This window comes from Streptomyces sp. NPDC058872 (assembly GCF_042743065.1).
GTDB lineage: Bacteria > Actinomycetota > Actinomycetes > Streptomycetales > Streptomycetaceae > Streptomyces.
In genome coordinates, this window is sequence record NZ_JBHYMK010000103.1 from 1 (window position 1) to 14,438 (window position 14,438).

The 14,438-nt window shown below is 70.1% G+C and carries 14 protein-coding genes and 1 pseudogene; 7 read left to right on the top strand and 8 right to left on the bottom strand.

Annotated elements, in window-relative coordinates; genetic code table 11:
* Window positions 1-154 precede the first annotated feature (154 nt).
* Window positions 155-721, top strand: a complete 567-nt coding sequence (locus ACFW22_RS34585; RefSeq protein WP_386412461.1) for a GNAT family N-acetyltransferase — start codon at window positions 155-157, stop codon at window positions 719-721.
* A 116-nt stretch (window positions 722-837) separates the two neighbouring features.
* Here the strand turns inward: ACFW22_RS34585 and ACFW22_RS34590 are convergent, their stop codons facing one another.
* The 6 genes from ACFW22_RS34590 to ACFW22_RS34615 form a co-directional block, all read right to left on the bottom strand.
* The gene (locus ACFW22_RS34590) at window positions 838-2,391 is read right to left on the bottom strand and encodes a type VI secretion protein (RefSeq protein WP_386412464.1); all 1,554 of its coding nucleotides are present in this window, start codon (window positions 2,389-2,391) and stop codon (window positions 838-840) included.
* 4 nt (window positions 2,392-2,395) lie between these two features.
* Window positions 2,396-3,790 (bottom strand): ATP-binding protein, encoded by a 1,395-nt coding sequence (locus tag ACFW22_RS34595; RefSeq protein ID WP_386412467.1) that lies wholly within the window; start codon window positions 3,788-3,790, stop codon window positions 2,396-2,398.
* Between the two features lie 20 nt (window positions 3,791-3,810).
* Window positions 3,811-5,364: an SCO6880 family protein gene (locus ACFW22_RS34600; RefSeq protein ID WP_386412470.1), complete on the bottom strand. Its 1,554-nt coding sequence runs from the start codon at window positions 5,362-5,364 to the stop codon at window positions 3,811-3,813.
* The gene (locus ACFW22_RS34605; RefSeq protein ID WP_386412473.1) at window positions 5,361-6,701 is read right to left on the bottom strand and encodes a hypothetical protein; all 1,341 of its coding nucleotides are present in this window, start codon (window positions 6,699-6,701) and stop codon (window positions 5,361-5,363) included. The genes ACFW22_RS34600 and ACFW22_RS34605 overlap by 4 nt, the downstream gene beginning before the upstream one ends.
* Window positions 6,691-7,527 (bottom strand): hypothetical protein, encoded by an 837-nt coding sequence (locus ACFW22_RS34610; RefSeq protein ID WP_386412476.1) that lies wholly within the window; start codon window positions 7,525-7,527, stop codon window positions 6,691-6,693. The genes ACFW22_RS34605 and ACFW22_RS34610 overlap by 11 nt, the downstream gene beginning before the upstream one ends.
* A gap of 99 nt (window positions 7,528-7,626) precedes the next feature.
* Window positions 7,627-7,935, bottom strand: a complete 309-nt coding sequence (locus tag ACFW22_RS34615) for a hypothetical protein (RefSeq protein WP_024757447.1) — start codon at window positions 7,933-7,935, stop codon at window positions 7,627-7,629.
* Between the two features lie 533 nt (window positions 7,936-8,468).
* Here ACFW22_RS34615 and ACFW22_RS34620 point away from each other — a divergent pair.
* From ACFW22_RS34620 to ACFW22_RS34635, 4 genes are all read left to right on the top strand, one after another.
* Window positions 8,469-9,464: an NlpC/P60 family protein gene (locus tag ACFW22_RS34620; RefSeq protein ID WP_386412488.1), complete on the top strand. Its 996-nt coding sequence runs from the start codon at window positions 8,469-8,471 to the stop codon at window positions 9,462-9,464.
* Window positions 9,465-9,743: 279 nt separating this feature from the next.
* Window positions 9,744-10,466: a phosphatase PAP2 family protein gene (locus ACFW22_RS34625; protein WP_386412478.1), complete on the top strand. Its 723-nt coding sequence runs from the start codon at window positions 9,744-9,746 to the stop codon at window positions 10,464-10,466.
* 303 nt (window positions 10,467-10,769) lie between these two features.
* Window positions 10,770-11,612, top strand: coding sequence for a hypothetical protein (locus tag ACFW22_RS34630; protein WP_386412481.1), 843 nt, complete (start codon window positions 10,770-10,772; stop codon window positions 11,610-11,612).
* A 118-nt stretch (window positions 11,613-11,730) separates the two neighbouring features.
* On the top strand, window positions 11,731-11,922 hold the full coding sequence (locus tag ACFW22_RS34635) for a hypothetical protein (protein WP_384884813.1): 192 nt from the start codon (window positions 11,731-11,733) through the stop codon (window positions 11,920-11,922).
* A gap of 170 nt (window positions 11,923-12,092) precedes the next feature.
* On the opposite strand, the gene ACFW22_RS34640 is transcribed toward ACFW22_RS34635, so the two are convergent.
* On the bottom strand, window positions 12,093-12,446 hold the full coding sequence (locus tag ACFW22_RS34640) for a metal-sensitive transcriptional regulator (protein WP_384884811.1): 354 nt from the start codon (window positions 12,444-12,446) through the stop codon (window positions 12,093-12,095).
* A 192-nt stretch (window positions 12,447-12,638) separates the two neighbouring features.
* Here ACFW22_RS34640 and ACFW22_RS34645 point away from each other — a divergent pair, with 192 nt between their 5' ends.
* Together ACFW22_RS34645 and ACFW22_RS34650 are read left to right on the top strand one after the other, a co-directional pair.
* Window positions 12,639-13,259, top strand: coding sequence for a DUF47 domain-containing protein (locus ACFW22_RS34645; protein ID WP_189950884.1), 621 nt, complete (start codon window positions 12,639-12,641; stop codon window positions 13,257-13,259).
* 6 nt (window positions 13,260-13,265) lie between these two features.
* Window positions 13,266-14,264 (top strand): anion permease, encoded by a 999-nt coding sequence (locus tag ACFW22_RS34650; protein ID WP_386412485.1) that lies wholly within the window; start codon window positions 13,266-13,268, stop codon window positions 14,262-14,264.
* A gap of 34 nt (window positions 14,265-14,298) precedes the next feature.
* Here ACFW22_RS34650 and ACFW22_RS34655 read toward each other — a convergent pair.
* Window positions 14,299-14,438 (bottom strand): annotated as a pseudogene (locus ACFW22_RS34655) (IS30 family transposase); the annotation flags it as partial.

Consider the following 14,438-nt stretch of genomic DNA (forward strand, 5'->3'; position numbering starts at 1 on the left):
GCAGGGGGGACCCTGTGGGAGAGTAGGACACCGCCGAACAATCATTGTGGGAAAGCCCCGCACCTTTTGGTGCGGGGCTTTTCTGCGTTCACCCCCAGGGTCCATCGCAGAAAGTGCGTTGTCAGGGGAGCGCGACTCGGTGAGGATCAAGGACATGGACCAAGTGATACGCGCCGTCCGTGCCGACGAGTGGGAGAAGGCCCGCGAGCTTCGGCTGGCCGCCCTGCAGGACCCGATCGCCCACCTCGCGTTCCTCGACACCTACGAGGCCGCGGTCGAGCGGACCGAAGACTTCTGGAAGGAACGGACGGAAGCCGCGTCCGAGAGCGGTGACGGGAGCGTGCGCCAGTTCGTTGCCGAGGCCCCGGACGGCAGTTGGACGGGCACGGTGACGCTGCTCGTGGAGCGGCCACAGGACGAGCCGCGCTTCGGAGAGGCGGCAAAGGTCGACCAGACGCACATCGTGGGGGTCTACGTGCGGCCCGAGGCGCGCGGGACGGGCGTGATCGACGCGCTGTTCCGAGCGGGAGTGGAATGGTCCTGGTCGGTGCCGGAGCCCGCGGTCGCCCGGGTCCGGCTGTACGTCCACCAGGGGAACGACCGGGCCGCCGCGTTCTACCGGCGCTTCGGGTTCGTGGCGACCGGGGAGTCGACCGAAGTGCCGGGGGACGACACGGCGAAGGAGCTGGAGTACGAGCTGCTGAGGCCCGTGGCCGTCTGAGGTCCGTTTCGACGGAGGGGCTGGGCACGAGGGCGGAGGGGGTGAGCACGGGCCGGGGGCGTCCGGGCGTCCTCATGGGCAGCGGCCCGGCCGGGGGCGGTGCTGCCGGCCGGTGCTCAACGGCTGAGCGAGTCCTCCGGCCAGCGGGACCTGGCCTGCTCGTGGGAGCGCATCAGGGCCAGGGTCGGCATGCCCTGGGCGTCGCCCGTGGCGAGGAGCTCGGGAAGCTGGGGGATCGGGGCCACCGCGGCCACGTCGTCCAGGACGAGGGTCAGTGGTGGGCCGAGCCGGCCGTCGGATGACCGTGCGGCCATGCGGCGGCCGTGCTCGACCACGCTTGCGGCGAGAGCCGTGAGGATCGGCATCGCACCGGGGTGGGTCCGAGGATCCTCGATCGTCTCGCCCACCACATAGAGGGTGCCCCCTTCGGCGAGGAAAGATGCGAGGGCCAGCGAATCCGTTCGATTCGGCACACAGGCCTCTCTGATGTGGATCGACGACAGGGAAGCGAGCGCACGGGCCGTCAGTTCCTGTGCGAGTCTGCGGCTTTCCGGATGGGCGGTGAGTGCCGACTCCAGGAGGCCCGCAAGGCCCGAGGCGGCCTTCGGATGGCTGCGGAGGATCCGTACGGGCTCGTGGGCGCCTGATCCCTGTGCCCAGCGGTGCACCTGGCGGAAGGGGCGGCCGTCCACGGCGGCGGCGTGCAGCCAGCAGCGCAGGAGCGTTTCGGCGGTGTCGGCGGTGGCCGCGTCCAGACGGGACCGGGGACGTACGGGGGCGAGCAGGGCGACCGAGCGTTCCTGCGCCACGACCGGGTCTTCGCACTGCTCGGACGGGGACCAGTGGAGCCGGCCGGGGGTGTCGCAGAGGTGACCGGGGTCGTGGACGAGGACCGGGCCCAGTTTGCCGCGGGCGTTCTTCGTCGAGGACCACACGACGGGGTCGGAGGTGATGGCCAGGACCGGGCCCTCCGCGTCCAGGATCGCCTGGACGGCTGCCGGGCGGCGGATCTCCGGGGGGCCGTAGACGGTGTGGGGAGCACGGACGGGCAGGACGGGCGGGGGAACCGCCGCCGCGGGGGCCGGCGCCGGAGGCCGTTCTTCGGCCGGACGGCGCGGGGGCGGGGGAGCGGGGGGGTCCTCCCGTACGACGGCTTTCCGGGGACCGTCGTCCTCCGGTGCGGCCGGTGTCTCCGGCGCCTCGGCTCCTTCCCGTACCGGCGGGTCCTTCGGTGCCGGTCCCTTGCCGTGCGGGTCTGTCGTGCCGGGGCCGGTGGTGCCCTTCCGGGCGGGGGCCGACCGGTAGGCGCCGGCCTTTCGGTTCGCGCGGATCGCGCGCCAGCGGGCCACGGTGCCGAGGACGAAGACCGCGAGGACCGCGAGGACCATGGCCTCGCCGATCAACAGGCCCCAGAAGAGGCCGTATCCCGAGAGCTGGTTCGGCGGGGTGGTGGGCCAGGCCGCCGGCAGGTCGGACGGGGCGGTCGCGAGGGCCCGCAGGGCCGAGGGCGTGCCGGTGAAGGCGACGCCGTCCGGCCAGGCTCCGTGGGCGAGGAGCCCGGCCAGCCCGGTCGCCGTCCACACCAGGAACGTCAGGCCGAGGAGGAGGGCGAACAGGCTGAGGAGCAGCCCGTCGGAGATCCCGCCGCCTCCCTTGCGTGCCGTGTCCATCGGACTACGCCACCGTCGACTGCGAAGTGCCGTTCATCTGCTGCTCGATGAGGATCGCGCGCTGCTCGGTCTCCCATTCCAGGTCGGGGTCCGCGGTGGAGGACTCGGTCATGGCGCGGTCGGTGTAGACGAGCGGGCGTTCCTTCTCGGTGATCAGGTGTTTGACCACCTGCACGTTGCCGTTGACGTCCCAGACGGCGATGCCGGGGGTGAGGGTCGGAATGATCTCGACCGCCCAGCGGGGCAGGCCGAGGACCCGTCCCGTGTTGCGTGCTTCGTCGGCCTTCTGGGCGTAGATGGTCCGGGTGGAGGCCATCTTGAGGATGGCCGCGGCCTCCTTGGCCGCTGCGCCGTCGACGACGTCGGAGAGGTGGTGGACGACGGCGACGAAGGAGAGGCCCAGACGGCGGCCGAACTTGAGCAGGCGCTGGAACAGCTGTGCCACGAAGGGGCTGTTGATGATGTGCCAGGCCTCCTCCACGAGGAAGATGCGCTTCTTCCGGTCCGGGCGGATCCAGGTGTGCTCCAGCCAGACGCCGACGATCGCCATGAGGATCGGCATGGCGATGGAGTTGCGGTCGATGTGGGAGAGGTCGAAGACGATCAGGGGTGCGTCGAGGTCGATGCCGACGGTCGTCGGGCCGTCGAACATGCCGCGCAGGTCGCCGTCGACGAGCCGGTCGAGGACGAGGGCGACGTCCAGGCCCCAGGCACGCACGTCGTCTATGTCGACGTTCATCGCCTCCGCCGATTCGGCCTCCGGGTGGCGGAGGCGCTCGACGATGTCGGTGAGGATCGGCTGCCGGTCGGTGGTGTGCTCGGTGACGTGGGCGTGGGCGACCTTGAGCGCGAAGCCGGAGCGCTCGTCGAGGCCGTGGCCCATCGCCACCTCGATGATGGTGCGGAGCAGCGCGAGCTGTCCCGTGGTGGTGATCGAGGGGTCGAGGGGGTTGAGGCGGATTCCGGAGTCGTTGGCGACCATCGGGTCCAGGCGGATGGGAGTTATCCCCAGCTCCTGGGCGATGAGGTTCCACTCGCCGACCCCGTCCTCGCCCTGGGCGTCGAGGACCACCACCTGCCGGTCGCGGAAGCGGAGCTGACGGAGTACGTAGGTCTTCTCCAGGGCCGACTTTCCGTTGCCGGACTCGCCGAGGACGAGCCAGTGCGGGGCGGGCAACTGCTGCCCGTACAGCTGGAAGGGGTCGTAGATGTAGCCCTTGCCGCTGTAGACCTCACGGCCGATGATGACGCCGGAGTCGCCGAGGCCGGGTGCGGCGGTCGGCAGGTAGACGGCCTGGGCCTGCCCGGTGGAGGTGCGGACGGGCAGGCGGGTCGTCTCCACCTTCCCGAAGAGGAAGGAGGTGAAGGCTTCGGTGAGGACGGACAGCGGATCTCGCATGGGTCTGTGCCCCTTCGGCCCTAGCGGCGGATGCCGGTCGCGAACGGCAAGGTGTTCACAAAGGCCCGGTGGTGCTCGCGGTCGCACCACTCCAGCTTCAAGTACGACTTGCCGGCGGAGGCCCTGATCGTGCGCTTGTCCCGGGCGAGGGCCTCGGGCGAACGCGACGACACCGTGATGTACCCGACGAGGTTCACTCCTGCCGCACCGCTGGCGAGATCTTCACCCCGCTGGTCGAGCCGGCCGTGGGCGGCGATGTCGCGGGGGTCGACCGTGCGGTTCATCTTGGCGGCGCGGCTGGCGTCGGCCTCGTCGTTGGTCTTCTCGGTGAGCATGCGCTCGATGGCGACCTCGGTGGGCTCCAGGTCCATGGTGACGGCGACCGTGCGGATCACGTCCGGGGTGTGGACGAGGAGCGGGGCGAGGAAGTTCACGCCGACCGGGGTCATCGGCCATTCCTTGACCCATGCGGTGGCGTGGCACCAGGGGGCCCGGGTGGAGGACTCGCGGGTCTTCGCCTGGAGGTACGTGGGTTCCACCGCGTCGAGTTCGGCGGGCCAAGCGTTTCGTTTCGTCATGGCCTGGATGTGGTCGATGGGGTGGTCCGGGTCGTACATGGAGTGCACGAGGGAGGCGAGGCGGGACTGGCCGAGGGGTTGGCGGACGCGGATGTCGGCCTCGGCCAGTCGGGCGCAGATGTCGGTGAGTTCGCGGGCCATCACCACGGCGAGGCCGGCGTCGCGGTCGAGCCTGCGGGCGCCCGAGGCGTGGCGGGCGGCGTGGGCCATGGCATTGGCCTCGGCGGCGAGCTCGCGGGTGTAGTGCATGCAGGCGACGAGGTAGGCGCGGTGCTGCTCGCTGGAGGTGGAGACCATCGACTGGAGCTGGTCGTACGACTCCTGGAGCCATGCGGGTGCGTGCGGATCGCCGCGCTGGCCGACGTCCTTGGCGTGGGCATCTGGGTCGGCGGGAAGGGTGCGGGCCAGCATCTGGAGGCGGGTCACGAAGCCGTCGCCGTTGGCGACGTGCTTGAGGAGGGTGCCGAAGCGGTCGACGAGGGCCTCCTGGTCCTCGCTGTCCCGCAGGCCGACGCCGGGGCCCTCGATCTCGATGGCGGCGGTGACGGTGCGGCGGTCGGCGTGGAGGAGGACGGCGATCTCGTCCGGGCCGAAGGGGGCGGCGAGCCAGCCGACGTGGCCGATGCCCGGCGGCGGGCCGACCTCGACCTCGCGGCCGTTCAGCCGCGTGCCGGCCTCGGCGGCCGGGGAGCGGTAGCCGGTGCCGCGCTTGAGCATCCGCTTGTAGCTGCGGTTGATCTCGAACCACTTGTAGAACGTGCGCTGCTTGTACGGGAGGTACACGGCGGCGATCGCGAGCATGGGCAGGCCCGCGAGGAGCGCGATCCGTAGGGGGAGGAGGGGGACGAGGAGTCCGCTCATCATGCCGAGGAAGGCACCGACGATGATCAGGGCGATCTCGCCGCTCTCCCGGTTCTTGCCGACGATCGCGTTCGGCCGGGCCCGGCCGACGAGATACGTCCGGCGGGGCGCGACCGGCTGGGACTGGGTCGTCAACGCCCTCCACCTCCAGAGTTCTTGCGGTTGCTGTGCGGGGTGCCCGCGGTGGGGCTGCTGCTACGGGGCGGGGGCGTCGCTCCACCGGTGCCGCCGCCGGTGCCACCGGCCGTGCCGCGGCTGCTGTGGGCGGCCATGCCGCCGGACACGGGGTTGGCGGGGCGGGGCCCGGAACCTTGGGACGCCTGCCCGCCGTCACCGCGGGCGCTGTGCGTCTTGATGCCCTGGGAGACGAGGGAGGCGGGGGAGGAGATGACGGCGGCGGCTGCGTTCTCGCCGGCGCGGTGGAGGCGGTTGTTGCGGGAGGCGACGATCTCGTCGCCGAAGCCCGGGACGAAGCGGTAGATCATTGCCGAGGCGAAGATCGCGAGCAGGATGATCGACAGGCCGGACACGACGGCGGACACCGAGTCGGGGCCGGTGCCGGAGGACAGTGCGCCGGCCAGTCCCAGCACGATCACGATGACCGGCTTGACCAGGATGATCGCGATCATGATGCCGGCCCAGCGGCGGACGTGGCCCCACATGTTCTTGTCCACGAGCCCCGAGTAGACGACGACGCCGAGGAGCGCTCCGACGTACAGCAGGACGGCGCGGAGGAACAGTTCCAGGTAGAGCACGCCGGCGGCGAGGACGGTCACCAGCGACACGATGATCAGCATGATGGGTCCGCCACCGATGCTGTCGCCCTTCTGGAGGGCCTGTTTGAAGCTGCCGAAGAAGATGTCGGTCTGTTGACCGGTGCCGGAGGCGATGACCTCGGTCACGGCATCGGTCGCGTTGACGACGGTGTAGAGGATCAGCGGCGTGAAGGCGGAGGCGAGGACCGTCAGCCACAGGAAGCCGATGGCCTCGGAGAGGGCCGTGGTGAGGGGGACGCCGCGGACGGCCCGCTTGGCGACCGCGAGGAGCCAGAGGAGCAGGGTGAGGAAGGTGGAGGCGGCGAAGACGATGGCGTAGCGGCCCAGGAAGTCGAGGTTGGTGAAGTCGACGTCGGCGGTCGCCTTGACGGCCTTGGACAGCTCGTCGACGACCTTGATGGCGGCGTCGGCGCAGCCGCGGGCCAGCGAGGTCAGGGGATCGAGGGCGCTGGCGGGGTCGGCGGCGGGGGTGCGGGTGGCTCCGCCGGACTGACCTCTCTCGCAGTACTCGCGTGCCTGCCCCACGATGAGGTCGCAGGGGTTGTTGCTGGTGCTCGGGGACGGTGTGGGAGTTGGCGGGGTCGGGGTGGGGGTGGGGGCTGCCTGGGCATGCGTAGGGGACAAGAACGGTGAGCTCAGGAAGGCGACGGTGACGGTTGCTGCGGCACGACCCGCCAGACGTCTGCTAGCGGGCATAGGTGAACCCTCCGTATTCCTGAACTGCCTCAGCGATCTCTTCGGCGGTGGAAGCGCGGTTGTCACCGTTCACCGGGGTCGGCCCCTCGTTCTGAGTGGATGACTCGATGCGCCAGTCGCCCTCGACCCACTTGAGCTTCTCCGTGATGGTGAACCAGGTGGATGTGACGGGCTTGGTCGAGCCGGTGCCTGCCAGGCCGACCACGCCGGTGCACCAGACCTCTACCGTCGCTGATGTGTCCGTGTACTCCCGGACCGTGGTGCCGACCGGGACCGTGCGGGAAACGAAGGTCAGGCCGGAGGGGGCTGCACCGTTTGCATCGAGGCCGATGCTTGTGAGGAATTCGGCAGAGTAGGAGGCATCCAGCCGTCTTACGAGGTCATCTGTGATGGCGGGGTCGTGGATGGCGCGCACGATCTCCTCGCGGGGACCGTCCTGGAACATGTCCACCGACCCCAGCGCCACCGCGTAGTTCGTCGCCGCGCTCTGGGCGCCCTGGTCGTCGTGGGCGTAGCCCGTGGGGATCGTGCCGTTCTTGCCGGTGACCGGGCTGACGCCCGTGGCGGCGGTGGGGGCCGTCTTGCCCGGTGTGTCGGCGCGTGGTTCGGCCGTGTCCGGGGGGCCGCTGTTGCCCCGGTTGGCGAAGGCGATGGCGGCGACGAGGAGCACCACCACGCCCACGACGGTGAGGAGGGACCGGGAGCTGCGGACGGGGCGGCGGGCGCCTCCGTAGACGTCGCCGCTGTTGCCCTCGGGCAGGCGGGTCCGGGTCTGACCCGAGCCGCCCACGCTGCCGAAGCTGTCGTGCTCGTCACCGGGACTCATGCCGGGTACGCCCCTTCGCTCGCTCGCGGGTACGGCCGTGCTTCAACGTGACTGGGCATCAGGGAACGCAATCTCAGGAGGGTCGGGTCCGAGGGGGGATCAGACGGCCATCCCGTAGACGATGGTGAACAGCGTCCCCAGAGATCCGATGATGAAGACGCCGGTCAGGCCGGCGACGATCAGGCCCTTGCCCTGTTCCGCGCTGAACGTGTCCCGGAGTGCGGTCGCGCCGATGCGCTGTTTGGCCGCGCCCCAGATGGCGATGCCGAGGCAGAGCAGGATGGCCACGGCCATCACGACCTCGATCATCACCTTGGCTTCGTTGCCCAGGCTCCCGAAAGGCCCCCAGTTCGGGGCGATTCCGCCGATGATGGTGGTAATGTCGCCCTTTTCGGCCGCCAGGTACATGTAACTCACCGCCCCTGTTGGGTACTTGGTCGCCCCTGCCGGACGGCATGGGTCATCGCCCTATCTTCGCTGATGAAACCGCTTGCGTGTGACGCCTTGGTGGCTCTCTTTACCCGATCCCCGCACACTTGACCGATCTGACCCTCTTGACCTGCGGTGGCGTGGACGGTTTGCACACAAAGAGACACTTGGTCACTCTGTGTATCACGGGGGGTGACTCCGGGCAATGATTGTCGTTGTTGCACTCTTGGGGCCGCGTCGGACCGGATGCGGGGCCGGGCGTGAGTACGGTGTCGCGACGGGTGAGCAGGCGTGCGGACGCGGTGGGCCGTGCGGTCGGGTTCCACTGGGACCATGACGACGGATCAGCCCCGGGGGATCCGGGTGGGCCCGGGTGCGGGAGGGGCGTCACGGCGCGCGACGTTCCCCGGGGCATCCCCATGAGGCAGATCGCCGCCTAGACTGGCTTTCCGGGCGTACTGCCATGAGCCGAGGGGTGGTTGACGGTGCGTAGGGCTGGCAAGGCGTGGGTGATGGCCGGCGGGGCCCTGGGGGCCTGCTTCTGCTTCGTCGTCCTGCTCGTCGTCGGCACCTACTCCGCAGCGGCCGGGCTCGTCGGCGCGGGCGCGAAGGGCGGCTCGGTGGCCCTCGCCAAGGGGGCCGTTCCCGCCCTCTACCAAGGGCTCGTGCAGCAGTGGGGGAACCTCTGCCCCGCCATCAATCCGGCCCTGCTCGCCGCCCAGCTCTACCAGGAGAGCGGCTGGAACCCGCGGGCCGTCTCCCCGGCCGATGCCCGTGGCATCGCCCAGTTCATCCCCGGCACCTGGGCCGGGCACGGCATCGACGGCGACGGCGACGGCGACCGGGACATCTGGGACCCCAAGGACGCGATCCCTTCGGCGGCCTCGTACGACTGCGAGCTCGCCGGCTACGTGAAGGACGTGCCCGGGGACCCGGCGAACAACATGCTCGCCGCCTACAACGCGGGTGCGTACCGGGTGATCAAGCACGGTGGGGTGCCCCCCATCAGCGAGACCCGGAACTACGTGCGCATCATCCGGTCGCTGGAGAAGAGCTTCGCCCGGCCGGTGGGGCGCGTCGCGCCCTCGCAGCAGGCCGCCGGCGCCATCCACTACGCACAGGGGAAACTGGGCACCCCCTACCTCTGGGGCGGCACGGGCACGGCGGCACAGAACGGTCGGTTCGACTGTTCGGGACTCACCCAGGCCGCCTACGACAGCGTCGGCGTCCAACTGCCGCGCGTCGCCAACGACCAGTACAACGCCGGCCCGCACCCGAGCCGGGACGAGCTCCTCCCGGGCGACCTGGTCTTCTTCTCGGACGACCTGACCGACTCCCGGGCCATCCGGCACGTCGGCATCTACGTCGGCGGTGGCTACATGATCGATGCGCCGCGCACCGGAGCCGTGATCCGCTTCGACCGGATCGACACCCCGGACTACTTCGGCGCCACCCGGGTCACCAAGGAGGGGGCGGCGGCGCTCCCCACCCGTCCGCCGGCGGCGTAGCGGGGGCGGACGGGCCGTCGGGCGGGTCGGGGGGCGAGGCTCCGGTGCGGGCCCGGTGCGGGTGCACCTGACGGGAGGCACGGGGGCGGGCGTATCGGGCATGGCCGGAACTCTCCGTCATGCACCGGCCCTGAGCTGCGGTGGACCGTGACTCTTCGATAACGTCGTCATGATCCACCGGAGAGAGCGGAACGCACGCCTCAGGCGATTCGTTCCCTGATCCGACCGCTCTGACCACGGGGGTTGGAAACCAGACACGAGAGCAAGGGGCCGCAGCAGATGGCTGGACTCGCATCGGACGGGTCGAACCCCGATGTCAGCCTGCTCTACGACATCAACGGGCTGGCGAAGGCGGCTCCACCGTGGCTCGACCGCGTCATGGAGTTCGTCGGCGAGTACGGCATCGTCCTCGCGATGGTCCTCCTGGTGCTCTGGTGTTGGTGGAGCGTTCGCAGGCGGGGCACCCCCGAGGACTCCGTCTCCGCGGTCGCCGGACTCGTCTGGGCCCCGCTGGCCGCCGGCATCGCCCTGCTCGTCAACGTTCCCATCCGCGGCTTCGTCGAGCGTCCGCGGCCGTTCGTGGACCATCAGGGCCTGGACGTCCTCGTCGACGGGAAGACCGACTTCTCCTTCGTCAGCGACCACGCCACGCTGGCGATGGCGCTCGGCGTCGGCGTCTTCGTCGCCCACCGCAGGTTCGGTCTCGCGGCCATCGGCCTCGCCCTCGCGGAGGGCTTCGCCCGGGTCTACATGGGCGTGCACTACCCGACCGATGTGATCGGCGGGCTCGCCCTCGGCACGGCGGTGGCACTGCTCTTCGCGCCGCTGGCCCTCGCGCTGCTCACCCCGCTCGTCGCCGCCGTCGCCCGCTCGGACCGCGGTGCTCGCCTCGTCCGTTCCCGCCGGGCCGACGGGGCGGGAGGCCCGGAGACCGTCGGGATTCCCGAATCCCGGATCGGCGGCCCGGCCGCCGGTACCGAGCAGAACGGCCTCGCTGCTTAGGGCTGCTTACGGCTGCTCAGGCGCCGTTGGTGCGGAGGTGCTCCGCCGCGTCCGTCCGGGCCCTGTCCCTGGACCTGCGGGCGGGGCCCGTCCAGCCGCAGCTGCAACGTGCCAGCGCGAATGCGCCGCGTTCCGTGGTGGTCGTGGTGTGAGGGCTGGCCTGCGCGTGCACCCCACCACCGTACTGCGCGTGACGGCGCGCGGGCACCGTCGTTATCAGGATCGGGTGTGCCCGGACCCGAGGGTCCCGGAAAAGGGCCGGTTCCGGTGAAACGGCGGCGCGGCATTGGGGGTTGGCAGGCGATGGTGGTGCAGCTTCACGGATCTGCGCGCGGTCGTGGCGGCGGGGCGTTCGCCGTTGCCGCAGCCCTGGTCGGAACCCTCGTCGGGACAGCGGCCGTCTCCGGATGCGCCTCGCCGGGGGAGCCGGGGCCCACGGACGATCCGACGCATGCCGTGCGGAGCGCCGCCGACGTGTTGACGAAGGCCGGCACGTCCAAGGCGAGCACCTCCATGGAGATGGCCTCGGGCGGGACCCGGGTCACCATCCGGGGCGAGGGCGGCTACGACTTCCGGCTCCGTACCGGCCGGCTCCAGGTGGTGCTGCCGAAGGACCCGGCCGGTACGAGCGAGCACCGGCCGATCACCGAACTCCTCACCCCTGGCGCCCTCTACATGAAGAACCGGGGTGCCGGGGTGCCCGCCGACAAATGGGTCCGGGTCGACACCACCGCCCTCGACGACGGGAACCTCGTCACCGGCGGCGCCACCGATCCGGCTGCCGCGGCCGAGCTGTTGAGGGGGGTGCGGAACGTGGCGTACGTCGGCGAGGTCGAGCTCGCAGGGGTGAAAGTCAGCCACTACCGGGGCGTCGCCGACATCGCACACGCCGCGCGGGCCGCCTCGCCACAACTGCGCGGGCCGCTCACGGCAGCGGCGAAGGGGTTCGCCAAGGACACGGTGCCCTTCGACGCCTACCTCGACGGGGAGGGGCGGCTGCGGAAGGTGCGCCACCAGTTCAGCTTCAGCAACCAGGGCCAGACGGTCGCGGTCGCTTCGACCACCCTGCTGTACGGGTTCGGGGTGCCCGTCGTGGTCGAGCTGCCGGACCGGCGGGACATCTATGCGGGAAGGATCAAGGCCTGACCTGGCCCGGTGGCGGACCGGACCATCGGCAAATGGTCCAGACGTGTCATGCGCGCTATGTGTCGCCGTCCCTACGCTGGGAGACCGTTGGGAGACCGACGCCGGCAGGAAGAGGTGGATGCGCGTGGCCCCGCCCGGTACAGCAACCGTGCCCGCAGACCCGGACTGCGTCGCCCTGGCCGAGATCGAGCTCTGCGGCGAACTGATCATCGCGGCTTCGGCCGCGGAGGGGGAGCGGCTCAGTTCCGACCGGATCGACGAGGTCCTGCGGGTGGCGGCCGAGCGGGCCGTGGCCTCGGGGGGCCGCTGACCTTGGGGTCGGCGCACGGTTCGTTCCGGCGGGTCGGCCGCCACGACCGCCGGTCCGGTTCCGTGCCTCCGCTCCACGGAGTCCCGTCCGTTCGCCGCTCCGCCCCGCCGGCTCGGCTCGACGGGGCGGACGAACGGGGCCTCCCGGTCCGCCCGCCGTGCCCCGTGGACTCAGGTGCGCATCATCCGGGCGATGGCCTTGGTGGCCTCCTCGACCTTGGCGTCGATGCCCTCGCCGCTCGATGCCGCGTCCGCGACGCAGTGCCGCAGGTGCTCCTCCAGGAGTTGGAGCGCGAAGGACTGGAGCGCCTTCGTCGAAGCGGACACCTGCGTGAGTATGTCGATGCAGTAGACGTCCTCGTCGACCATCCGCTGAAGGCCGCGGATCTGGCCCTCGATCCGGCGCAGTCGCTTCAGGTGCTCGTCCTTCTGCTTGTGGTAGCCGTGCACGCCGTGCCCGTGGTCGGCCGGCTCGACGGCGTCGACGGCCTCGGGGGTGACCTGGTCCGCCTCGGTGGTCGTCATCGCGTCCTCCCGTTGTCCGATAAGGGGGTGTATACCCCTCGTGGGTATATGGTACCGATCCCCGCCGATCCGGGCGGGGGTACGTGCAGTTCACTGTGCCTGATGGGCGACACTGAGAGGACGCCGGTTAGCCGTGGCCGGATGATGCGCCTAGCATCAGCCTGACCGAACCAAGCACCCCGAGGACCTCACGTGCGATTTCGTCTGACCCCCAGGGAGACGAGCTTCTACGACATGTTTGCCGCGTCCGCGGACAACATCGTCACGGGCTCCAAGCTCCTGATGGAATTGCTCGGAGCGGAGCCTTCCGCCCGGGCCGAGATCGCGGAGCGGATGCGGGCAGCGGAGCACGCCGGTGACGACGCCACCCATGCGATCTTCCACCAGTTGAACTCCTCCTTCATCACGCCGTTCGACCGCGAGGACATCTACTCCCTCGCTTCCTCCCTCGACGACATCATGGACTTCATGGAGGAGGCCGTCGACCTGGTCGTCCTCTACAACGTCGAAGAGCTCCCCAAGGGCGTCGAGCAGCAGATCGAGGTCCTGGCCCGGGCGGCGGAACTCACCGCCGAGGCCATGCCGAACCTGCGGACGATGGACAACCTCACCGAGTACTGGATCGAGGTCAACCGCCTTGAGAACCAGGCGGACCAGATCCACCGCAAGCTGCTCGCCCACCTCTTCAACGGCAAGTACGACGCCATCGAGGTGCTGAAGCTCAAGCAGATCGTGGATGTGCTGGAAGAGGCGGCCGATGCCTTCGAGCACGTGGCCAACACGGTGGAGACCATTGCGGTCAAGGAGTCCTGAGGCTTCGTGGACACCTTTGCCCTGATCGTGACCATCGGTGTCGCGCTCGGCTTCACTTATACGAACGGCTTCCACGATTCCGCCAACGCCATCGCCACCTCGGTGTCGACCAGGGCGCTGACCCCCCGGGCGGCGCTGGCCATGGCGGCGGTCATGAACCTCGCGGGCGCCTTCCTCGGCGACAGCGTGGCCAAGACCGTCAGCGAGGGGCTCATCGAGACCCCGACCGGCGACAAGGGGATGGGGATCCTCTTCGCCGCGCTCATCGGCGCGATCGTCTGGAACCTGGTCACCTGGTACTTCGGACTGCCGTCCTCCTCCTCGCACGCGCTGTTCGGCGGCATGGTGGGCGCGGCGCTCGCCGGTGGCACCGAGGTGATCTGGGGAGGCGTGTTCGACAAGATCGTCATCCCGATGTTCGTCTCGCCGGTGGTGGGTCTCCTCGCCGGTTACCTGGTCATGTGCGTGATCATGTGGATCTTCCGCAAGGCGAATCCGCACAAGGCGAAGCGAGGCTTCCGGATCGCACAGACGGTGTCGGCGGCCGGCATGGCCCTCGGTCACGGTCTGCAGGACGCCCAGAAGACGATGGGCATCGTGGTGATGGCCCTGGTCATCGCCGATGTGCAGCAGGCGGGCGAGGGCATCCCGGTGTGGGTGAAGATCGTCTGTGCCGTGATGCTCTCGCTCGGTACCTATGCGGGCGGCTGGCGGATCATGCGGACCCTCGGCCGCAAGATCATCGAGCTGGACCCGCCGCAGGGCTTCGCCGCGGAGACCACGGGCGCGTCGATCATGTTCGGTTCGGCGTTCCTCTTCCAGGCGCCGATCTCGACGACCCACGTCATCACCTCCGCGATCATGGGTGTGGGCGCGACCAAGCGGGTCAACGCGGTGCGCTGGGGCGTTGCGAAGAACATCGTCATGGGCTGGTTCATCACCATGCCGGCGGCGGCCCTGGTCGCCGCGGTGAGCTACTACGTGGTGCGGCTGTTCTTCGGTTAGTCGCCCGGGCGGAGGGGGCTCGGGTGCGGAGGGCGGCCTCGGCGGGCCGCTCGCTGAGGACCACATCGGCCGTGACGTGTCCCTGTGGCCTGTTCCGTGTCCGGGCTCGTGGTTCCCGCAACGCACGTCCAGTGCGCAGGCACGCGACGAGCTCGCGTTTGAGGGCTCCACGGC